Origin of the sequence: Citrobacter sp. Awk 2, assembly GCF_028069815.1 — a bacterium.
Taxonomy (GTDB): Bacteria; Pseudomonadota; Gammaproteobacteria; order Enterobacterales; family Enterobacteriaceae; genus Citrobacter.
On sequence record NZ_JANEWL010000084.1, the window covers coordinates 1 to 22,022 of the forward strand.

The 22,022-nt window shown below is 49.3% G+C and carries 24 protein-coding genes; 10 read left to right on the forward strand and 14 right to left on the reverse strand.

Going from position 1 to position 22,022, the window contains the following annotated elements:
* Positions 1 to 196: 196 nt before the first annotated feature.
* Both NNO02_RS17930 and mgrB read right to left on the reverse strand, forming a co-directional pair.
* A complete protein-coding gene (locus NNO02_RS17930; RefSeq protein WP_271442553.1) occupies positions 197 to 481 on the reverse strand; it encodes a YebO family protein in 285 nt (94 codons plus the stop codon).
* Positions 482 to 555: 74 nt separating this feature from the next.
* A complete protein-coding gene (gene mgrB, locus NNO02_RS17935) occupies positions 556 to 699 on the reverse strand; it encodes a PhoP/PhoQ regulator MgrB (RefSeq protein ID WP_202038431.1) in 144 nt (47 codons plus the stop codon).
* Between the two features lie 164 nt (positions 700 to 863).
* Between mgrB and NNO02_RS17940 the strand changes: the two genes are divergently transcribed.
* Positions 864 to 1,103 (forward strand): YobH family protein, encoded by a 240-nt coding sequence (locus NNO02_RS17940; RefSeq protein WP_061068061.1) that lies wholly within the window; start codon positions 864 to 866, stop codon positions 1,101 to 1,103.
* A gap of 106 nt (positions 1,104 to 1,209) precedes the next feature.
* Here the strand turns inward: NNO02_RS17940 and kdgR are convergent, their stop codons facing one another.
* Entirely contained in the window at positions 1,210 to 2,001 is a 792-nt protein-coding gene (gene kdgR / locus NNO02_RS17945; RefSeq protein ID WP_271455412.1) for a DNA-binding transcriptional regulator KdgR, read from the reverse strand.
* A 175-nt stretch (positions 2,002 to 2,176) separates the two neighbouring features.
* On the opposite strand from kdgR, the gene NNO02_RS17950 reads away from it, so the two are divergent.
* Positions 2,177 to 3,550, forward strand: a complete 1,374-nt coding sequence (locus tag NNO02_RS17950; RefSeq protein WP_271442554.1) for an MFS transporter — start codon at positions 2,177 to 2,179, stop codon at positions 3,548 to 3,550.
* Positions 3,551 to 3,597: 47 nt separating this feature from the next.
* Here the strand turns inward: NNO02_RS17950 and htpX are convergent, their stop codons facing one another.
* The 4 genes from htpX to NNO02_RS17970 form a co-directional block, all read right to left on the reverse strand.
* Entirely contained in the window at positions 3,598 to 4,479 is an 882-nt protein-coding gene (htpX, locus tag NNO02_RS17955) for a protease HtpX (RefSeq protein WP_271450102.1), read from the reverse strand.
* A 192-nt stretch (positions 4,480 to 4,671) separates the two neighbouring features.
* Positions 4,672 to 6,720 (reverse strand): carboxy terminal-processing peptidase, encoded by a 2,049-nt coding sequence (prc, locus tag NNO02_RS17960; protein WP_271442556.1) that lies wholly within the window; start codon positions 6,718 to 6,720, stop codon positions 4,672 to 4,674.
* 19 nt (positions 6,721 to 6,739) lie between these two features.
* A complete protein-coding gene (gene proQ / locus NNO02_RS17965) occupies positions 6,740 to 7,426 on the reverse strand; it encodes an RNA chaperone ProQ (protein ID WP_137381595.1) in 687 nt (228 codons plus the stop codon).
* Positions 7,427 to 7,522: 96 nt separating this feature from the next.
* Positions 7,523 to 8,020: a GAF domain-containing protein gene (locus NNO02_RS17970; RefSeq protein WP_048211393.1), complete on the reverse strand. Its 498-nt coding sequence runs from the start codon at positions 8,018 to 8,020 to the stop codon at positions 7,523 to 7,525.
* Between the two features lie 128 nt (positions 8,021 to 8,148).
* Here NNO02_RS17970 and yebS point away from each other — a divergent pair, with 128 nt between their 5' ends.
* The 4 genes from yebS (at position 8,149) to NNO02_RS17990 (ending at position 13,931) form a co-directional block, all read left to right on the forward strand.
* On the forward strand, positions 8,149 to 9,432 hold the full coding sequence (yebS, locus tag NNO02_RS17975) for a membrane integrity lipid transport subunit YebS (RefSeq protein ID WP_271450101.1): 1,284 nt from the start codon (positions 8,149 to 8,151) through the stop codon (positions 9,430 to 9,432).
* Positions 9,401 to 12,034, forward strand: coding sequence for a PqiB family protein (locus tag NNO02_RS17980; protein WP_271455413.1), 2,634 nt, complete (start codon positions 9,401 to 9,403; stop codon positions 12,032 to 12,034). The genes yebS and NNO02_RS17980 overlap by 32 nt, the downstream gene beginning before the upstream one ends.
* A 138-nt stretch (positions 12,035 to 12,172) precedes the next feature.
* On the forward strand, positions 12,173 to 13,594 hold the full coding sequence (gene rsmF, locus NNO02_RS17985) for a 16S rRNA (cytosine(1407)-C(5))-methyltransferase RsmF (RefSeq protein ID WP_271455414.1): 1,422 nt from the start codon (positions 12,173 to 12,175) through the stop codon (positions 13,592 to 13,594).
* Positions 13,595 to 13,694: 100 nt separating this feature from the next.
* Positions 13,695 to 13,931, forward strand: coding sequence for a YebV family protein (locus NNO02_RS17990; protein ID WP_101742234.1), 237 nt, complete (start codon positions 13,695 to 13,697; stop codon positions 13,929 to 13,931).
* Between the two features lie 27 nt (positions 13,932 to 13,958).
* Here NNO02_RS17990 and NNO02_RS17995 read toward each other — a convergent pair whose 3' ends face one another.
* On the reverse strand, positions 13,959 to 15,140 hold the full coding sequence (locus NNO02_RS17995; protein WP_271455415.1) for an MFS transporter: 1,182 nt from the start codon (positions 15,138 to 15,140) through the stop codon (positions 13,959 to 13,961).
* Between the two features lie 126 nt (positions 15,141 to 15,266).
* Between NNO02_RS17995 and NNO02_RS18000 the strand changes: the two genes are divergently transcribed.
* Positions 15,267 to 16,184, forward strand: coding sequence for a LysR substrate-binding domain-containing protein (locus tag NNO02_RS18000; protein WP_271455416.1), 918 nt, complete (start codon positions 15,267 to 15,269; stop codon positions 16,182 to 16,184).
* 72 nt (positions 16,185 to 16,256) lie between these two features.
* Positions 16,257 to 16,448, forward strand: coding sequence for a YebW family protein (locus NNO02_RS18005; RefSeq protein ID WP_271442561.1), 192 nt, complete (start codon positions 16,257 to 16,259; stop codon positions 16,446 to 16,448).
* Here NNO02_RS18005 and pphA read toward each other — a convergent pair whose 3' ends face one another.
* The 6 genes from pphA to NNO02_RS18035 all read right to left on the reverse strand — a co-directional run bounded on the left by pphA (position 16,449) and on the right by NNO02_RS18035 (position 20,695).
* Positions 16,449 to 17,090, reverse strand: a complete 642-nt coding sequence (gene pphA, locus NNO02_RS18010) for a protein-serine/threonine phosphatase (protein WP_271442562.1) — start codon at positions 17,088 to 17,090, stop codon at positions 16,449 to 16,451.
* Positions 17,091 to 17,178: 88 nt separating this feature from the next.
* Positions 17,179 to 18,009, reverse strand: a complete 831-nt coding sequence (locus NNO02_RS18015) for a GIY-YIG nuclease family protein (protein ID WP_271455417.1) — start codon at positions 18,007 to 18,009, stop codon at positions 17,179 to 17,181.
* A 615-nt stretch (positions 18,010 to 18,624) separates the two neighbouring features.
* The gene (locus NNO02_RS18020; protein WP_271455418.1) at positions 18,625 to 18,963 is read right to left on the reverse strand and encodes a YebY family protein; all 339 of its coding nucleotides are present in this window, start codon (positions 18,961 to 18,963) and stop codon (positions 18,625 to 18,627) included.
* A gap of 16 nt (positions 18,964 to 18,979) precedes the next feature.
* Entirely contained in the window at positions 18,980 to 19,852 is an 873-nt protein-coding gene (gene copD / locus NNO02_RS18025) for a copper homeostasis membrane protein CopD (protein ID WP_271450098.1), read from the reverse strand.
* 3 nt (positions 19,853 to 19,855) lie between these two features.
* Positions 19,856 to 20,230, reverse strand: coding sequence for a CopC domain-containing protein YobA (gene yobA, locus NNO02_RS18030; RefSeq protein WP_271450097.1), 375 nt, complete (start codon positions 20,228 to 20,230; stop codon positions 19,856 to 19,858).
* Between the two features lie 255 nt (positions 20,231 to 20,485).
* Positions 20,486 to 20,695, reverse strand: a complete 210-nt coding sequence (locus NNO02_RS18035) for a hypothetical protein (RefSeq protein ID WP_271455419.1) — start codon at positions 20,693 to 20,695, stop codon at positions 20,486 to 20,488.
* Positions 20,696 to 20,873: 178 nt separating this feature from the next.
* Here NNO02_RS18035 and NNO02_RS18040 point away from each other — a divergent pair, with 178 nt between their 5' ends.
* Together NNO02_RS18040 and NNO02_RS23765 are read left to right on the forward strand one after the other, a co-directional pair.
* Complete coding sequence (locus NNO02_RS18040) at positions 20,874 to 21,617, forward strand: OB-fold protein (protein ID WP_271442811.1); 744 nt, start codon at positions 20,874 to 20,876, stop codon at positions 21,615 to 21,617.
* 322 nt (positions 21,618 to 21,939) lie between these two features.
* Positions 21,940 to 22,022 (forward strand): recombinase family protein (locus NNO02_RS23765; protein ID WP_333908932.1); only part of this gene is annotated, 83 nt, incomplete at its 3' end.

Sequence of the window (22,022 nt, forward strand, 5' to 3'; positions counted from 1 at the left end):
TCTATGGATAATTATATTTATGTCGAACCAGAGATAAGATATTAATTGGTCAGAGCATCTGGAAAAGCGCAGGTTCCACGTGTGCCAGCGCAGTAATTACTGGATTGTTGCAGAAGAAAATAATCTGATATCGTTGACGACAGGATGAAGCATCTGAGAATAGCATCTACAGACTCTCACCCTGTCTTTCTGTTTACTACCGTTCGGCTACCAGGCGAATGATGTCATCATCTTCATCCTGAGTTTGCACCGCAGCAGGCTCTTCTGCTTTTTCCGGTTCGTTAGCTTCACAAAGACGACGGAGCAATGCGTTCTGTCGTTTTTGCTGATCCAACAACGCCTCAAGCAGTTCAATCTGCTCGTTAGTACGCGAACTTGCCCGATTGATGAAAAACCACAATACAAGCCCGATTACCAGAACCACCACCGATACCGCTAAAGACGCAAAACTCAACGCGCCAGAATTCAAAACTTCGTTCATTTCACCACCTCAATGTAGACAGCGTAGTTTACCATTGCCGCACAAGAAGGTAATCAACTGTTACTGAAATGCGCTTACCAGGGAATAAATTTATTGATGGCGCAAATTCCGCTGAAAAATTGTACGTCCTGATCGCACATGATGTTGAACACCTGCGCCCACATCAGCATGCATACCAGCACGACAACTATCAGGACCACCCATCGAATTTTTTTCACTCCAACTCCACTCTACAAACCTACAGCTTATGTTGATAAATTATCATGAGTTACCTAAACCCTAAGTTAACTGTAACGGCATTAAATGTTTTTAGGAATGATTCACTTGTTTCATCCCGTGTACAGGCTAATCTAAGAATAACGAGAAAAGATAAGAGGTTGTAATGCGTCTGATTATCCGCGCTATTGTGTTGCTCGCTCTGGTTTGGATCGGTTTATTACTGAGTGGCTACGGCGTTTTGATAGGAAGTAAGGAGACTGCAGCAGGTCTGGGCCTGCAATGTCAATATCTGACCGCCCGCGGGACCAGCACCGCGCAATACGTCCATACCAACAGCGGCATCATTGGCCTGTCAGATTGTCCCCTGTTGAGGAAAAGCACCGTAGTTATCGATAACGGTTAATATAGCAGCAAAAAGTCAGTACGTTATTTGCTCCGGCTACGACGGCAGGTCGTAAAAAAACCCGATACGCTGTATCGGGTTTTTTGCGCTTCGCAACGCGTTAAAATCAGAACGGGTAATCGTTGTAACCCATTTGCTCTGAAATCTTACGCGCTGCGGTGTGCAGCATTTCGACATATTCGTGCAAACGTTCTTCAGAAAAACGCAGCGTCGGGAATGAGATACTCAAACCCGCAATAACCACGCCGAAACGATCAAATACCGGTACACCGATGCAGCGCAGTCCTTCTTCCTGCTCTTCGTTGTCTTCGCCATAGCCCTGCTCACGGACTTTGTCCAGCAATGCCAGTAATTCATCGGTGTTCGTGATTGTACGATCTGTACTGCGTTTGTACTCAATACCATCCAGAATTTGTTTCACTTCATCGCGGTCACGCCATGCCAGCAGTACTTTACCAATAGCGGTACTGTACAGCGGATTACGACGACCTACGCGGGAATACATGCGCAAATTGTACATCGAGTCAATTTTATGGATGTAGACAATGCTGTCTTCATCCAGCGCACCAAGATGTACTGTTTCTTTGGTCAGACGCGAAAGTTCGCGCATCTGGATGTCAGCGCTACGGATCAGATCAACGTTCTGTAATGCACGTGCGCCCAGCTCAAATAGTTTCAGGGTCAGGGAATATTTCTCAGACTCGCCTTCTTGTGCCACATAACCCAGCGTTTTCATGGTCTGCAAAAAGCGATAAACGGTGCTTTTCGACATCATGACGCGTTGTGACAATTCGGTAATACCAATTTCGCGCTCTTCACCCAGCGCCTGCAGGATGCCAAAAACCTTCAGCACAGAAGATACAGAATCGGGTTGTTTATCCAGATCTGCGATAGCCATTTACCACCTCATTGCGAGTGTTTTATAAAAATCAGAACCGGTTTTTATTATAATTTCACGTACCAACCGCCGCAATCTGTCTTTGCTCACTTAGTTACAAATCTGCGACCTAACGCCTGAATATCAATGCTAAAATTATTATTCTCATCATAATTTCCGACAAAATTGACTTCCTATGGAAAAAATTCAGGCCGATGGCCTGCCATTGCCCCAGCGATATGGTGCAATTTTAACCATTGTTATTGGCATCTCTATGGCAGTACTGGACGGCGCAATTGCTAACGTTGCCCTGCCGACGATTGCCACCGATCTTCAGGCCTCCGCAGCCAGCTCAATCTGGGTCGTTAACGCCTACCAAATCGCGATTGTCGTATCACTCCTGTCTCTCTCATTTTTGGGTGATATGTTTGGCTACCGACGCATATACAAGTGCGGACTGGTGGTATTTCTGCTCGCATCACTCTTCTGTGCCCTCTCCGATTCGCTGCACATGCTCACACTGGCGCGAGTGGCTCAGGGTTTCGGCGGCGCGGCATTGATGAGCGTGAATACAGCACTCATTCGCCTGATTTATCCGCAGCGCCAGCTTGGGCGAGGCATGGGGATCAACTCCTTTATCGTGGCGGTTTCCTCAGCAGCAGGCCCGACTATTGCGGCAGCGATCCTTTCGATTGCCTCGTGGAAATGGTTGTTTCTGATTAACGTTCCACTGGGGATTATCGCGTTGCTGCTGGCCATGCGCTTCCTGCCACCTAATACACCGCGTAACAATAAGCCACGTTTTGATCTGCCCAGCGCGGTAATGAATGCACTAACGTTCGGTTTGCTAATCACCGCACTAAGTGGTTTTGCACAAGGGCAATCGCTTAAGTTAATTGGTGCTGAGCTCGTAGGTCTCATCGTGGTAGGTTTTTTCTTTATCCGTCGCCAGCTCGCACTACCGGTACCGTTATTACCGGTTGACCTGCTGCGCATTCCGCTGTTTTCGCTCTCGATTTGCACGTCAATCTGTTCATTCAGCGCGCAAATGTTGGCGATGGTTTCCCTGCCCTTCTTTTTGCAAACCGTACTGGGTCGTAGCGAAGTCGAAACAGGACTACTACTGACCCCATGGCCACTCGCAACCATGGTCATGGCACCTCTGGCTGGTTATCTGATTGAACGCGTTCATGCGGGTCTTTTAGGTGCGCTGGGTATGGCCGTCATGGCAAGCGGGTTATTCTCGCTGGTGCTACTGCCTGCAACGCCTTCTGATTTTAATATCATCTGGCCGATGATTTTATGCGGTGCGGGTTTTGGCCTGTTCCAGTCACCGAATAACCACACCATCATTACCTCCGCGCCGCGTGAACGCAGTGGCGGTGCGAGCGGGATGCTGGGAACGGCACGCTTGCTTGGACAAAGTACCGGGGCAGCACTGGTTGCATTGATGCTAAACCAATTTGGCGACAGCGGTACGCACGTCTCGCTGATTACTGCAGGCATCCTGGCAACTGTTGCGGCTATTGTTAGCGGATTACGCATAACCCAGCCCCGGATTAAGGCATAAAAAAAGCGCGTCTTTCGACGCGCTTTCTCTTTTTCGTTTACCACGGATTACTTCAGGTATTCACCACTACGCAGCGCTTCAATGCGTTTATCCAAAGGTGGGTGAGTCATAAACAGCTCACTCAACGATTTGGATTTACCGTTGATGCAGAACGCCATCATGCTGGTCGCTTCCTGCGGCTCATAACTGGTTTTCAGACGCTGCAATGCGGCAATCATCTTCTCACGACCAACCAGTTTTGCAGAACCGGCATCCGCATGGAATTCACGATGGCGTGAGAACCACATGGTAATAATGCTCGCCAGAATACCGAACACCAGTTCCAGCACCGTCGCCACGGCAAAATAGATTAATGGGTTACCGTTACTTTCCTCACCTTCATCGCGGTTCCCGCCCATAAAACCAGCGGCAATTTGCGCAAGAATACGCGAAATGAAGATAACAAAGGTGTTCACTACCCCCTGAATCAGCGTCATGGTAACCATATCACCATTGGCAATGTGGCTAATTTCATGCGCAATAACAGCTTCAGCTTCATCCGGGCTCATGTTTTGCAGCAGGCCAGTACTAACCGCTACCAGCGAAGCATCCCGGCGTGCGCCGGTAGCAAACGCGTTAATATCAGGCGCGTGATAGATAGCGACCTGCGGCATTGCAATTCCGGCCTGACGAGCCTGAGTCGCTACCGTATTCATCAGCCAGCGTTCTCTCTCATTACGCGGCTGCTCAATAACTTCTCCACCAACGGACTTTAACGCCATCCATTTGGACATCAGCAGCGAAATGAAGGAACCACCAAAACCAAACAGCAGTGCCATGATTAACAAGCCTTGAACGCTGCTTGACTGAATCCCTGTCAGGCTCAATACCAGCCCGAAAACGACCATCACAGCCAGGTTCGTCAGCAGGAAGAGCGCGATTCGCATCATAATTTTCTTTTAACCTCAATTTAACAAAACGCACTATGCGATTACCCATATCGTATGGGTCTTACGGCTATTTTCAAGCATGCATAGGTGCTAAGTCACCAGAAAGACACAACTTTACATTTTATCGTATCAGACTGACGACTTCATGCGCTTGTTAAAAAAACAGGCACAATTTCTTGTGCCTGTTTGACGTTATTGACTGGTCGCGGGCTGTTCCGCTGGCTTTTCTTTTTCAAGATGCGCCAGGTCGAGCGCGATTTTCACCGTTTCATCCAGATACGGATCTGGCTCCTGGTAATCCTTCGGCAGATCGTCCAGTTTCTTCAGCAACGGCTTACCTTCTCGCTTAAACCGATCGTTGATACGCGCCAGACGCATTGCGTCATCTTCGTTATTCTCTTTCTCACGCTGGGCGTAATTCAAAGAGGCGATGTTGCGCTTATCCTTCATTGCGTTGAAACGCGCAATGTCTTTCATGATGTACTGGAACTCAGGATCGTTCGCAATACGTGCATTGTGCTCTTTCAGCAATTCCGGCCCAAACGGCGTCAGGTTATCGGACTTGGTGTAGGTTGCAGCATCAATGCTGTCCCACGGCAGCGCGTTATCTTCGAACTTCTCACCGGTTTCGGTTTCTTCATTACCTGTTGGCATGATGATATCCGGCGTTACGCCCTTACGCTGCGTACTGCCACCATTAACGCGGTAGAACTTCTGAATGGTGTACTGAACAGAACCCAGTGCCGGCCATTCCGGACGCAGCATCTGATCGTAAATACGATTCAGAGAACGATACTGCTGTACGGTACCCTTACCAAACGTCGGTTCACCGACAATCAGTGCACGGCCGTAATCCTGCATCGCTGCGGCAAAAATCTCTGATGCAGAGGCACTGAAGCGGTCAACCAGCACCACCAGCGGGCCTTTGTAGTAAACAACGCCATCGGTATCGCTGTCTTCGCGCACCTTGCCGTTGTTATCACGAACCTGGACAACCGGACCAGAAGGGATAAACAGACCGGAAAGCGAGACCGCTTCGGTCAGTGCGCCACCACCGTTGGTACGCAGATCGATAATCACGCTGCTGACATTCTGTTTTTCCAGTTTCTGCAGTTGAACTTTGACGTCATCCGTCAGGCCAACATAGAAACCAGGAATATCCAGTACGCCGACTTTTTCTTTGCCAACGGTTTTTACCGACATTTTAACGGCACGGTCTTCCAGACGAATACGCTCACGCGTCAGCGTAACTGTACGTGTCTTGGTGCCCTTACCCGCAGGCAGGATCTCAAGGCGAACTTTGCTGCCTTTTGGTCCTTTGATCAGCGCGACAACATCATCCAGACGCCAGCCAATCACATCGACCATGCCTTTACCGGTCTGACCGACGCCAACAATACGATCGCCTACGCTTATCGCTTTGCTCTTCGCTGCCGGGCCACCTGCAACCATGGAATTAATGACGGTGTAGTCATCATCCATTTGCAGAACCGCGCCAATACCTTCCAGAGACAAGCTCATTTCAGTATTGAACTGCTCAGTATTACGTGGAGACAGGTAGTTAGTATGTGGATCGATTTCGCGTGCAAACGCGGTCATCGCCAGTGAGAACACATCTTCACTGTTTGTCTGTGCCAACCGGCGGATGGCGAATTTGTAACGACGTGTCAGTGTTTCACGGATTTCAGCGTCGGTTTTACCCGTCAACTTCAGGCTGAGTTCGTCAAATTTAACCTTGCCGTCCCACAGCGCATTCAGCTCTGCTTCGCTTTTCGGCCACGGAGCTTTACTCCGATCGAGGTTAAAGTTGTCGTTACCGGTGAAATCCATTGGACGAGCCAGTACGCTTAATGCGTACTGGTAGCGTTCAAACCGGCGCTTTTGCGCCAGATTATAGAGATCGTAAAAGACATCGAGCTTGCCCGAACGCAGTTCATCACCGAGGACGGTTTTCTTTTTGGCAAACTGCTCGATATCGCTCGCCAACAGCACGTTATGGCTGTAGTCGAGCAGATTCAGATAGCGGTCAAAAATTTTTGCCGAAAACGCCTGATCCAGATCGAACTGGCGATAATGTGAACGCGTAAAGCGTGATGTCACACGTTCACTCACCGTCGCATGCTGGGTTTCTTCCTTTAAAACGGGGATTTGATCGGCACGCGTGATGTCTTCCACAGCGAGTGCCTGGCCTGCAAATGCAAGCAGACCAGCTAACGCAGTAAGCCTAAAAAAAGTGTTCATGCCAGGCCTGGCCTCCGTTTCAGAACACCAGGTGTTCTGCGCGTACAATCAAAGACATACCCGAATTCAGCTGTACACGGACGCCATCTTTGGTGATTTCTAATACGGTGGCATCCATCGCATTATTACCTGCTTTCACCTTCAGAGACTGCCCTACCGTCAGCACTGAAATATCAGATACTGGGGTATGCTGTTCTTCACGAGGAGCACGCGGTGCTTTTGCCACTGGTTTTTCAGCGCGAGGTTTACGCTCAGCACTTTCTTTACGACGCGGTGCAGGACGCGGCTTGCGCTCACGACGCGGTGCGTCTTCTTTTTCACCAGCAGCGGCCGCCGCTTCGCGTTTTTTCGCCTGTTGCTCTGCACGTTGCGCCTGAACGCGGGCTTTAGCTTCTTCAAGCTGTTTACGCGCATGTTCAACGTGTTGCTCATCCAGCTCACCACATGGGTTGCCGTCGAGATCGACACGCGTTGCGCCCAGCTTAACGCCGTACAGATAACGCCAGCTTGAAGTATAGAGACGTAAGGCCGAACGGAGCTGTGTTTTACTGAGGTTCATTTCGCCCTCAACACGCTCTACCAAATCCTGAAAAATGCCAATTTTCAGCGGGCGCGCTTCGCCTTCCGCACTAAAACACTGCGGGAAGCGTTCGGCCAGAAACGCGATGACTTCTTTACTGCTATTCAACTTAGGTTGATTTTCCATGAAATTTCCTGATTACAACGGACGTAGCCAACAAGCGCAGGCATGAACAGGCGTCATTATAATGACGTCATCAGTAATTGCTACGTTATCCGTTGATTATCCTGCGACGGTCGCAAAGAATTTTTTGTAATCCGTCGTTGCAAGCACGGTTTCAAGCTGTGCTACAAGCGTCCGCAGACCCTGTTCATCTTCTTCAGTAAAGCGACCAAACGCTGTGCTATCAATGTCCAACACGCCGATAATTTGATTCTCAACCGTAATCGGCAGAACGATTTCCGCATTGCTGGCAGCATCGCAAGCGATATGGCCATCAAAGGCATGCACGTCCTCTATACGCTGAACCTGGTTCTGCGCCACCGCAGTACCACACACGCCGCGCCCTACCGGGATGCGAACGCAGGCGATTTTCCCCTGGAAGGGACCGAGCACCAGCGTAGTGTTCTCAAGCAGGTAAAAACCTGCCCAGTTCACTTCTGCAAGACGTTCGTACAATAACGCGCTGGTATTCGCCAACGTTGCCAGAAAACTGGTTTCACCTGCCATTAATGCCTGAAAATCACGGTTCAGATCCGTGTATAGCTCTATTTTGTTCATTATGTAATCACTTAGTTGTCTTACTTAAAACTGCAGCCTACTAAAATAAACATTAAATGCGTAAATGCTCAAGATCATTCCCATCATGGGTTAAGATAACATTACTTCAACACTTTGATTCGCGATACATGGCCCTTACTTATCCACGCATCACGCCGACTAAAAAAATAGCGATCAGGTCCATTGGTGAAGCGCTACCCCGTGCGCATTACCAACGATGCCCTGAATGTGACCTGCTGTTTAGCTTGCCGAAAATGCGTTCGCACCAAAGTGCATTCTGCCCACGCTGTCAGGCCAAAATTCGTGACGGCCGTGACTGGTCGTTAACGCGACTGGCGGCAATGGCTTTCACCATGCTGTTACTGATGCCCTTTGCGTGGGGAGAGCCGCTGCTGCACATCTATTTATTAGGCATACGCATTGACGCGAATGTAGTACAGGGCATCTGGCAGATGACCCGGCAAGGCGATCCGCTAACAGCATCCTTCGTGATGTTTTGCGTCATTGGCGCTCCCGTGATACTCGTGTCATCAATCGCTTATCTGTGGTTTGGCAATATTCTCGGCATGAACCTACGCCCGGTATTATTGATGCTGGAAAGGCTTAAAGAGTGGGTCATGCTTGATATCTATCTTGTTGGTATCGGCGTCGCCTCGATCAAAGTGCAGGACTACGCTTTTCTGCTGCCCGGAGTGGGACTCTATGCCTTTATCGCACTGGTGATCCTGAGCATTTTGACGCTGTCGCACCTCAATGTTGAGCAATTGTGGGAACGTTTTTATCCACAAAGGCCCGCACGCCGCCCCGACGGACAGCTTCGTGTATGCCTCGGCTGTCACTTTACAGGTTATCCTGATGCCCGAGGCCGCTGTCCCCGTTGCCATATTCCATTACGCTGGCGCAGAAATCAGAGCATCCAAAAGTGCTGGGCAGCTCTGCTGGCCTCGATTGTCCTGTTGCTGCCTGCTAATCTGCTGCCCATCTCGGTAATTTACGTTAACGGTGCCCGTCAGGAAGACACTATTCTGACCGGTATCATGTCCCTGGCGAACAGCAACGTTGGCGTAGCGGCCATTGTTTTTATCGCCAGTATCCTGGTGCCATTCACTAAAGTGATTGTGATGTTTACGTTGTTGTTCAGCATCCAGTTTAAATGTGAACAAGGATTACGCACCCGCATCCTGCTACTCCGTATGGTGACCTGGATTGGTCGCTGGTCGATGCTGGACCTGTTTGTTATCGCCTTAACAATGTCACTGATAAATCGCGATCAGATACTTGCTTTTACTATGGGACCGGCTGCGTTTTATTTCGGTGCAGCGGTAATATTGACTATTCTTGCAGTGGAATGGCTGGACAGCCGCTTACTTTGGGATGCACATGAGTCAGGAAACGCCCGCTTCGCAGATTGAAGCGCAAATTAAAACAAAACGCCGTATCTCTCCGTTCTGGCTGCTGCCGTTCATCGCGCTAATGATTGCTGGATGGCTCATCTGGGGCAGCTATGAAGATCGTGGCAATACCGTGACCATCGACTTTATGTCCGCGGACGGCATTGTGCCAGGCCGAACTCCCGTGCGCTATCAGGGTGTCGAAGTTGGCACCGTGCAGGATATCAGCCTGAGTAAAGATCTGCGCAAAATTGAAGTTCGCGTCAGTATCAAGTCCACCATGAAGGATGCTTTGCGCAAAGACACGCAATTCTGGCTGGTCACGCCGAAGGCATCACTGGCGGGCGTTTCTGGCCTCGATGCGCTGGTTGGCGGGAACTATATCGGGATGATGCCGGGCACCGGCGAACCGGAAGATCATTTCGTCGCGCTCGACACACAGCCAAAATATCGGCTGAATAATGGCGATTTAATGTTGCATCTGCAGGCTCCCGACCTCGGTTCCCTTAACAGCGGCTCGTTGGTTTATTTCCGCAAGATCCCGGTAGGCCGGGTCTATGACTACACCATCAACCCCAATCATCAGGGTGTAACCATCGATGTCCTGATTGAGCGTCGCTTTACCAATCTGGTGAAAAAAGGCAGTCGTTTCTGGAATGTGTCCGGGGTGAATGCCGATGTCAGCCTGAGCGGCGCAAAGGTAAAACTGGAAAGCCTGGCCGCGCTGGTCAATGGCGCCATAGCCTTTGACTCCCCAGAAGATTCGCAACCTGCTGCCGCCGACGATACGTTTGGGCTATATCAGGATCTCGCCCACAGTCAACGTGGCGTGATTGTCAAGCTGGCGCTACCCAACGGCGATGGACTGAAGGCTGGATCAACCCCGCTGATGTATCAAGGCCTGGAAGTCGGTCAACTGACCAGACTGGATTTGAACCCAGGGGGTAAAGTCACCGGTGAAATGACCGTCGACCCCAGCGTTGTCACGCTACTGCGCGACGGCACGCGCATTGAGTTACAAAGCCCCAAATTATCATTAAACGATATGAGCCTAAGCTCGCTGTTAACAGGAAAAACGTTTGAACTGGTGCCCGGCGAAGGTGAACCACGTAGCCAGTTTGTGGTGATCCCCGGTGAACAGTCCCTGCTTCATGATCCCGGCGTTATGACGCTTACGCTGACCGCCCCGGAAAGTTACGGCATCGATGCCGGCCAGCCGCTGATCCTTCATGGCGTGCAGGTCGGTCAGGTTATCGAACGGAAGCTATCAAGCGATGGCGTTTCATTTATCGTGGCTATCGAACCGCAGCATCGTGCCCTGGTGCAAGGTGACAGCAAATTCGTGGTTAATAGTCGAGTGGATGTCAAAGTGGGCATTGATGGCGTTGAGTTCCTTGGCGCCAGCGCCAGCGAATGGATAAGCGGCGGTATTCGCATTTTACCCGGTACCAAAGGTGAAATGAAAAAAAGCTATCCGCTGTATGCAAACCTCGAAAAAGCCATTGAGAACAGCCTGAGCGATCTGCCCACCACCACCGTCAGCCTGAGCGCCGAGACGCTACCAGATGTACAGGCCGGGTCGGTGGTGCTATACCGCAAATTCGACGTCGGTGAAGTCATTAGCGTACGCCCTCGTGCCGATGCATTTGATATCGATCTACATATCAAACCGGAATACCGCAATCTGTTAACCAGCAACAGCGTGTTCTGGGCTGAAGGTGGCGCAAAAGTTCAGCTTAACGGCAGCGGCCTGACCGTACAGGCCTCTCCCTTGTCACGCGCGCTAAAAGGGGCGATTAGCTTCGATAATCTGAGCGGTGCCAGCGCCAGCCAGCGTAAAGGCGACAAGCGTATTTTGTACGCGTCAGAGACCGCTGCACGTGCGGTAGGAGGACAGATTACTCTGCACGCGTTTGACGCCGGGAAACTCGCCGAAGGGATGCCAATTCGCTACCTGGGGATCGATATAGGTCAGATCCAGACCCTTGAACTGCTCACCAGCCGTAACGAAGTTCAGGCGAAAGCGGTGTTGTATCCGGAGTATGTCCAGACGTTTGCGCGTAGCGGTACACGCTTCTCGGTAATTACCCCACAAATTTCAGCGGCAGGTGTAGAGCATCTGGATACTATCTTACAGCCATACATTAACGTGGAACCAGGACGCGGTAATCCGCGCCGTGATTTTGAACTGCAGGAAGCGACGATTACTGATTCACGTTACCTTGATGGTCTGAGTATCGTGGTAGAGGCGCCAGAAGCGGGATCACTCAATATCGGTACTCCGGTTCTGTTCAGAGGTATTGAAGTGGGGACCGTCACGGGTCTGACGCTGGGTTCACTGTCCGATCGCGTGATGGTGGCCATGCGCATCAGTCAGCGCTACCAGCACCTGGTGCGTAACAACTCTGTGTTCTGGCTGGCGTCCGGCTACAATCTCGACTTCGGCCTGACCGGCGGCGTGGTGAAAACCGGGACCTTTAATCAGTTCATTCGCGGCGGTATTGCCTTCGCCACCCCTCCGGGTACGCCACTGGCGCCGAAAGCGCAGGCGGGTAAACACTTCCTGCTGCTGGAGAGTGAACCGAAAGAATGGCGTCAATGGGGAACCGCCCTGCCACGCTAATCTTTCCCCCGCTCCGGCGTACTCGCGCTGGAGCGGTTAGCCTCGTCATACTTCACGTAGGTGCGTTGTTGTCCTGTAACTCGAATTATTGAGGGTATATGCTACACTGCGCACTTGTTTTTTTGCCGGTGGTACCAAGTGGCTTATTTTCCTGACGCCTTTCTGACGCAAATGCGTGAAGCAATGCCTTCCACGCTCTCTTTTGACGATTTTCTCGCAGCCTGCCAGCGCCCATTACGCCGCAGCATCCGCGTCAATACGCTGAAAATCTCCGTTGCTGATTTTCTCGACTTAACCGCGCTTTATGGCTGGTCACTCACTCCGATTCCCTGGTGTGCTGAAGGCTTTTGGATTGAGCGCAACGATGAAGAATCTGTACCGCTCGGCAGTGCGGCTGAACATTTAAGCGGCCTGTTTTATATTCAGGAAGCCAGTTCGATGTTGCCTGTTGCTGCGTTATTTGCCGATGGCAATATCCCGGAGCGGGTGATGGATGTTGCCGCCGCGCCAGGCTCCAAAACCACACAAATTGCCGCCAAAATGAATAATCAGGGTGCAATTCTGGCAAATGAATTTTCTGCCAGCCGCGTCAAAGTTCTGCATGCCAATATCAGTCGTTGCGGGATTGCGAACGTCGCACTCACTCATTTTGATGGCCGCGTGTTTGGCGCCGCGTTGCCAGAAACGTTTGATGCCATTCTCCTGGACGCACCGTGCTCAGGCGAAGGCGTCGTGCGTAAAGATCCCGATGCACTAAAAAATTGGTCCATCGAAAGCAATCTGGACATTGCTGTTACCCAGCGCGAGCTGCTTGATAGCGCCTTCCACGCCCTTCGCCCTGGCGGCACACTGGTTTATTCCACCTGCACACTTAACCGTGATGAAAATGAATCCATCATGCAGTGGCTAATAGAGACTTACCCGGACGCCGTCGAATTTCTTCCACTGGGTGATTTATTCCCGGAGGCCGGACGCGCCCTGACACCAGAGGGATTCCTGCATGTCTTCCCGCAAATTTATGACTGTGAAGGCTTCTTTGTCGCGCGTTTGCGAAAAACTGCCCCTATACCTGCACTGCCAGCGCCGAAATATAAGGTGGGAAATTTCCCCTTCAGCCCGCTGAAAAGCCGGGAAGCCGCACAAATCACCCAGGCCGCTACCGCCAGTGGATTGCAGTGGCAAGACAATCTGCGCCTTTGGCAGCGTGATAAAGAAATTTGGTTATTCCCGACAGACATTGAACCACTGATTGGTAAAGTTCGTTTTTCCCGCCTCGGGATTAAACTCGCTGAAACCCACAATAAGGGTTACCGCTGGCAGCATGAGGCGGTTATCGCCCTTGCTAACCCAGAACACCGCAATGCGTTTGAACTGACGCTTGAAGAAGCGGAAGAGTGGTATCGCGGCAGAGATGTCTACCCACAAACCTCACCAACAACCGACGATGTACTGGTTACGTTCCAGCGTCAGCCGATTGGACTGGCAAAACGGATCGGATCACGGTTGAAGAACAGTTATCCACGCGATCTTGTCCGGGATGGTAAACTCTTTACGGGATAACGCACGTTTTTACTGGCGCTTTTGCTAACGTTGACTACGCTGAAAAATGGGCGGCCTAACTGGTCGTACCACAACCAGCAAATCAACGGAGAGCACGATGATGAAAACCAGTGTGCGCATTGGCGCTTTTGAAATCGACGACGCCGAGTTACATGGCGAATCGCCGGGGGACCGAACGTTAACCATTCCTTGTAAATCCGATCCGGATTTATGTATGCAACTGGACGCCTGGGATGCCGATACCAGCGTCCCGGCCCTTCTCAATGGAGAACATTCCGTTCTATTCCGCGAGCACTACGATCGTAAGTCAGATGCCTGGGTCATGCGTTTTGCCTGATTCAAAAAGAACCCGTCGCCAGACGGGTTATTTATTGGCGTTAACACCATTGAATCTAAGTACGCAGGCACAGAAGAAAGCGATGGTTCCCCCCGCAGCCAGCACACTATAAGCGAGTTCCCAGCTTTGCGTTGAATCCATCACCACACCAAATGACAAAGGCGCAAGAGACCCCACACCAAATCCAAGTAGCGACCGCAATCCCATCACACTCCCCAGCTTTGCCTGAGGCACATTATCGGCAATCGCGGCAGATAAAACGCCCGAATCGCCAAGAATGAAGAAACTCCCCATAAACGCAAACAGCAACGTCCACCCCGCCCCCCAGGAAACCGATAATCCCATCAGGAGTGAACTCAACGCGCCGGCAGCGCCCATGAAGATCAACACCGTTGCGCGATTAAAATAATCGGAGATTGCTCCTACAATCAGCGTCGAGAACATCCCCGATAAATGTACGGCACAGGCGACGATCAATCCGGTGGTTATCGGCTCCATCTGCCAGGCTTGCAACGCACCCGTCACCAGGCTAGGGGTCCATGCCCAGCTCCCCAGTAACTCCCAGCAATGCGCAATATAACCCGCCATCAGCAGTATTGCGCCAACCGACAGAACATGGCGCTTTGCCGATCCCCCCTGCTTCTGCGTCCTGTGCATGTCTTCCTGATAGCCGGATAACGCCACTGAACCGGATACCGCACCAACCAATGCGCCAGCGGCACATAAATAGAACGCAAAGGACGCTCCCCAGCGCAATGCTCCCCAGGCGGAGATAAATACCGACAGCAGGTAGCCAAACGAACCTGCGGCCAGGATCATCCCAACGGCAAGTCCTCGTTTGGGCACACTGTTCATACCCATCGCCAACATCATCGCTGGCGTATAGGCCCCACCCTGGGTCAATCCGACGAAGGCCATCATGACCAGAGCGGAAGAGTAAGAGCGGGCAAAACAGGCGAAAAGCAATAAAGCGAACACACCGAACCACGAGAAAATGAGATACACCTTGCGAGCCCCCAGATAGTCACACAGCCAGGAGGCAGCAAATAAGGCACAGGCGTTTGAAATACTAAATACCGTCTGTATTGTTCCCGCAGCGGCGGCGTCGATATGCCACTCATCGCGTATTACCGGAAGTGCACCAGCAAAAGCCATTGTCCCCAGGCATGTCCCCGCCCGGCCAAGGCAAAACAAATTGAATGCTTTCACTAAAATTGCCTGCAGAAAAAGTGGATATCAATAGTGAATCAGAGCGTTGCGGGCCATGTTATGAGCAAGGGGAAGACGCTGACAAACGATCTTTATTGCGTCCATTGGTTGAGTTAAACTCAACCAATGACACGATTACTCTCGCTCCCCCATTTGCCGGCATTCGAAGCTGCTGCACGCAGAAGCAGCTTCAGTGCGGCTGCTGATGAACTGTTTATCACCACAGGAGCAGTCAGCCGACACATCCGCACACTGGAAGAACAACTGGGTGTACAACTGTTTTATCGTGCACACAAATCTGTCAGGCTGACGAGTGCCGGTGAGACCTTTTCCCGCGTCGCAACACGGTTACTCGATGAACTTGCGCAGGCAGAAAAAGAGGTCCGCGCTAACACCTTTTCGGGAAGATTAACCATCCAGTGCTTACCCACATTCGCCATGCACTGGCTAATGCCAAGACTGGCTGAGCTGAATGAAATCCACCCTGAACTCACCGTCGATGTCACCACCAGCATCGGTCCCGTTAGCTTTGCCTCTCCCTTTGATATCGCTATTCGCCGGGATCCGGCGCATTTTTCCGGACTTAAACCTGTGCCATTTCTTCGGGAATCAAGCCTGCTGGTTTGCAGCCAGCAGTATCTGCACAGCCGACCGCTGGTCTCGCCAGATCAACTGGGCGATCATATAAAAATTCAAATTCGTGCGCGTAACGATCTCTGGAAACGCTGGCATAGCCATTTCCCAAATGATCATCATGAAAGTAACCAGATTATCACGCTGGATCATACGTTTGCGGCAATGCAGGCGGCTGAAGATGGTTTGGGCTTGGTTGTAATGCCCTATTTATTCTGTGAAAAACACCTGAAAACAGGAAGGCTGGTTGCGCCATTTGGCGATTTGACCATCGATACCGGAACCTACTCTCTGCTATGGAACGACAGACAAGATGAGGCGGTAAGAAAATTTACCCACTGGTTGCAATCTTTTGAACTGCCCGCTGAAACATCCCTGCCCTTCACGAGTGAACACACAGTGACGCGTTAACGTATTTCTCCTCGCCCCATTAACTGCAATTTCTTCTACACTATTGATACGGCAACACAATTTGAGGATGGAATGTTCACGCTGATTCTTTTTGTTTGCTACCTGGATGGCGGTTGTGAAGATATCGTGGTTGATGTCTACAATACGGAACAGCAGTGCCTAATTTCGATGGACGATCAGCGTATTCGCAACGGCGGATGCTTACCTGCCGAAAACTATATCGACAGCTTCTGGCACCCTGCTCAGGAATATAGTGATTTCTAATTATTGTAACTGTACCAACGTTAGCTCGCCGCCAAATACCGCGCCGGTATCAATATAGTGCAGATTATCGCGATCAAGCCGATGGCGCAGAGGCGTATGGCCAAACCAAAAGTGATCTGCGCCATGAATTCCACTGCCTTTATTCATTAATCGCGCACGATCCCACAACACCCGTTGTAAATCGACCTCTTTTCGCCACAGATAATCATCATCCGGGTAATCAGCGTGGGCAATCACATGTACGCCATTCTGACAATGCAGTTCCAGAATCCACGGTAATTGCTGACAGGCTTCAAGAGCAAACCTTGCCGCGGGTTGTGCTGCGTGCGAAAACCACGAGCCCCCATTCATAAACCACAACTGCAGATCCCCCGTCACCAGTGCATCCAGCGCCATTTGCTCGTGATTCCCCCTGACCGCCACGATCCAGTTCCGGCGAAGCAACTGTAGGCAGCGCAGACTATCAGGCCCACGATCGGTAACATCGCCGACAGAAACCAGCAGATCGCGCCACGGATCAAACCGACACTGGCGCAATTTATCCATCAGCATAGAAAAACAGCCGTGAAGATCCCCCACGACCCAGATGTGACGCCAGTTTGTTCCTTCTATCCTTTGGTAGACGTTATCAGACTGACCCATATGACCTTCTGCATTCTTGTTTCGCTCACCCTTAAGTTTAGCAATAACAGCAATAGGTACCGTACCGTAGGGTTTGCGCAGCAAATGTTCACTTATTTATATGTAGTTGGGCATTCAGCATTTTCCCTCTGGGGGTAACAACAACGAGCGGTGTCGGTTTTAGTTCATAGCAGTCCAATATTCGCGAAAGAAGGTCACGCGGTACATTTGAAGAATCCATAACCTTCATTACAAATGCTTTTCTATTAATAGTACGGAGAAGCAAGCTATCAAAAACAACTTGTTTATATTCATTGAACTCATAATATCGTTTTGCTTTACAAAAAGCTTTAGCCAATGCTTCCCATATTTGTATTTCTTTTTCTGAATTATGATCTTTCATAAATCCATCATACCACTTCGAAATATCATTAGGAAATACATCAACAAAAACAAGCATTAATATCTCAATTCTATCTTTCTGATCGGCGGTTAATGTTGAATTGTAGCTATCTTGTTCAAGAAGGTCTTTAATAGACAGAATAAATCCCGAGCAATGATATTCTTCAATTTCAATAACTGTCTCTTCCTCTTTTTCTAAAATAACTGGATTTGTATAGTTTAAACCTAAATGTTTATTGATTTTATTACATTCATCCAAAACTACCTTACTGCAAATTTCTATGGGCAGTTCAAAAAATTCCCTTCGCCGATTGACCCGATAAGGTTTAAGACGCGCGTGGACGTTCCTCTCTGCCTCCTGATAGTTACCTACCTGACAGGCCATCACAACGTCAAAGGGCAACGGTACGCCTGTCATCCCGTTAAATAACTGCTTAGCCCTCTGTTCTGGCATGTTCTTTGTGAATCCTATTTTGAAGAGACTTTTCTGAAAGGCTTCATTCTTCAGAATGTAGACATAGCCACTTGAATCATTCATACGTTCTTTCCATTTAATCTAACTCCATAACTAAAAGTTAAACGTGCACCCTTTAAACTCATTCCCTGAGTGCATCACACTCAATTTATCCAGAATTAATAGAATTATTAATGTGTTAAGAGGCTATCTTAACTGATAAAACACGACCAATGTTATATTTTCTCTTTATCCGATAAGTCCGTGTACCGGGACGCAGGTTGTAAGTAAAGACGCCGATACTCAGAAAAAAGGACCGAAAAGTACTTGGATGTGCGAAAGAAAATGTTTAGATTGTAGTAACAGCTTACGGAGAACGAAGAGGATCTTTCGTGTATTTCGGGGCTATGTCCTATAACTAGCTGGTTTATAAGGGACATAAAAAGAGACCGAATACGATTCCTGTATTCGGTCCAGGGAAATGGCTCTTGGGAGAGAGCCGTGCGCTAAAAGTTGGCATTAATGCAGGCTAAGTTACCCTGCCATTTAAGAATAGATGACAGCGCCAGGTTTTCCAGTCCGCGACTAAAGTGGCCTGAAAAAAAGGGTGATTGTCACTCGCTACAATGTAAAAACCGCAAGTTCTCCTGTGAGATCCTTGCGGTTTTTTATTGGAAATCAGAGCGCTACATCTGACAATTAACAGAGCTTTTCTGCACGCTCGATAAACGGAGCAAGGCTCATTTTTTCGCCAGGTTTAGCCGGATCGTCGATCTGGATAATGTCGATCGGTTTTGCCGTGGTTTTACCACTCTCAACCTGCTGTCTGGCAACATCATTCAGCGGGTATTGCACCAGCGTGCTGGGGTTGATGACATACAGCGCGTTGCCCGGACTGCAGGTCAGCATCACCTCTTCACGATTAAACGCCCATTTATCTTTGCCAACCTCAAAACGACTGACGGTAATAACCTGCGGCGCAGCCAGTGCCGCTCCTGAACTTGCCAGTAGCAATAAAGAGATAATGATTTTTTTCATACGTTTTGCCAGTCCATCAGAACGGTTCGAGGGTTGCAAACAGGCTGACAATTGCCAGCACAACAGCGCCTATACCCCATTCCAGCTTCGTCATCCAAATAAAATAGAGGGTCATGCAGCGATTATCCTGCTGCATACGTGGAACAAGAACATACCGATTCACCAGCGCAATCGCCACCATTAGCATGACCAGGGCACATTTTAACAACAGCAGTTTCCCATAAGCCGCATGCCAGGGAACAGAAAAACCGACAATAAACAGTGCATTCATGATGCCGGTAAGCAATACGCCAACCACAAAAAGATGCCCATAGCGGGAGAAGCGCATCATGGTCTTGATGGCTTGATCGCGCCAGCGTCCTTGCGCCATTTTCATACAGTAGAGCACCGGCAGCAAGCCGCCAAACCAGGCAGCTGCGCATATCAGATGCAGCGCATGGTTAACCTGATGAAGTGTACCCGTTACACCATCGTGTAGTGTTGCATGCCCAACGCCCGCCAGCAGAATAAACTGAGCAATCGTCAGCATTAGCAGTCGTCGCGGCATACTGCGCGGTACGATAATGGTCACCGCCAGTGTGACCAGCGCAAGGATAATTTGCCACAGCCAGACGCCCCCGAATTGTGTCTGCAGGACGGCTCCCCAAACGGTGATGGAGAGGACATCTTGCCAACCCGCGCCCATTAATCCCCCCTGAACCGCCAGCATCAGCGTCGCACTGACAAAGCTCCACGCCGCGGCGTGGCGTTGCAGATGTAAGAAACGACGCATCATCAAACGACGGAGCGAAACAGGAGCCAGCCATGCGCCATAGAGCGCACAGCCAAACACCAGCATCAGCGTGGTAAAATGGATAAAACGCAGTGCAACCCAGGTAAACGCCAGCATCGGTTATTTCACGCTAAAGCTATATTGTCCTTTCGTCTTGTGCCCATCCACTGACACAACGTGCCAATCGACCGTGTATTTTCCTGTTTCCAGTGACTGAACGAGCGGAATAATCAGTTGCGTTTTATCCTGCTCATTACGCGTTGCCTTACCCGTTTTTATCTGTTCTTTTTGCGGGCCTGTCAGCGTTGCTCCGCTGAATGCAGGTTCGACACCTTCAGAAAAATTGAGCGTCAATGCCTGGGGTGATGCCGTGACCTGCGCATTAGCCGCAGGACTTTGTTGTGTCAGATGCGCATGCGCCAGGGCAGCGGGTGTCGCCAGAATTCCGGCAAGAGCGATGAGAGCATAGCGAAGTGAAGATGCAGATGAAGCCATATCAACTATTCCTTTTTGTTATGTCTAATCTGTAGAGAATAACCTTCTACAATGATCGAGTCGAGAATCATCATTTCAGGCTTGCCATAATTAAGCTTGATGCGAATCACTTAACTCGTTGATTTTTATTTATCATAAACACAAAAAACCACTACCAATGGCTGCTCTTTCAGCTTTACACCAGAGTTCTCAAGGCAATGGTTATAATATATCGCAGCCTGTACCCAGTTTGTAACACAATAAAATCTAAAAAATTCAATTACTATCGTTAGTATCGAAAGTCTTGGTGTAAGGACAGTGTTTCGACTTCGTGATATAGGTAAACGTGTAAATGCTATTGCTATAAACACAGAGAGTCCGACCACTCGTCGTTGTTAATTGCTCGGGACCACTTATTGTTATGCGACCAGCTGAAGCACTAAAAGCTAGCAACATACCGATTACTATCAACATTATACCTCTCATGTCTCCCCCTGAACTCTCAATAGCGGGTGAAAATTCACACAATATTCATTCAGTAAAAATGATAACCTCATTAATCAATTTTATGGATTTATTTCATGGTTTTGATTTATTAAAGTAATTAAAGATATCAAAACATTGTGCCGTTATACTTCTATTCACTTTGGTAAGGAGACTGATTTTGAAAAAGATTTTTGCTGTAATATTAGGACTTAGTGTCTATGGTTGCGTGCTTGCTGATACGAATGTTGGTGGAAATGTCAGTACAAAATTAGATGAACATAATGTTGCTACTTATATAAGGGGTCTAGTAATAGCAGGCTGTATGGGGGCTATGAACGATGATGATACTGATAGTCTCATCGCTGATGCGGCGAGCGGTATGAACAAGAAGTCGGAAAGTTATGGTGAAGTACATAATTCAATAGTACTAGGTTCTAGGGTTGGAGGCCGTCTGAAAAAGAATGGATGGGGCCCTACAAACGATGGAGTAATGATCAATAGCTGTGACGATTTAGGTCGCTATGTGCTAAGACAACCTGAATTTAAGAGCCAGATTATCAACAACTTTGTATCTGAGCCAGAACAAGCGATGATAGCACTTAGTAACACTTTGATTTATCGTACTACGGCCAAATCTCTGAGCAATCTTTACAGTGAGAACGAAATAGCTGCTGACAATAAAATAGGTGGACGAAAAATCGAGATAACTGGGCCTATTCAAGAAATCCGAAAAGACTTCAAAAATGATGTCGTTATCGAGTTACAAACTGGTAATCAATTTATGCCCGTTCGGCTCAGCATGGAGGATGGAGAAAGAAGCAAAGCAGCAAAATTGCGAAAGGGGCAAAAAACAGTAATTACCTGCGACAAGATGATGCTTTTGATTGGTTCACCTTCAGGTAATAACTGCACGATCAACTAGCCATCACGCCAAGAGTCAGAAGTTCCCTTCTGGCTCATCGTTATAAGATCGTACATCTTCCCTGCTCTATTGCACTAAATATCATCAACAGATGGTCATATCGATCAAGCAGCGTTAGCCTGCGCAGAAAATGAACACTTAATCTTTCTCAAATATCATGCGGGTTCACCCGAAGGTGGCGATCAGAATGGTATCAACAATCGAACGTTTTATGACACCAGTAAACCCTACCTTAAATTGGTGTCATTAAATTAGCATATTGACATTATGATACCATCAGTTAATTATGATACCGTTTTTGATACCAATCAGGGGAGCGATTATGAGCCGTACATTTGCATATTGCCGTGTGTCCACCAGCGAACAGTCAACAGAAAACCAGATTATGGCGATTCGTCAGGCTGG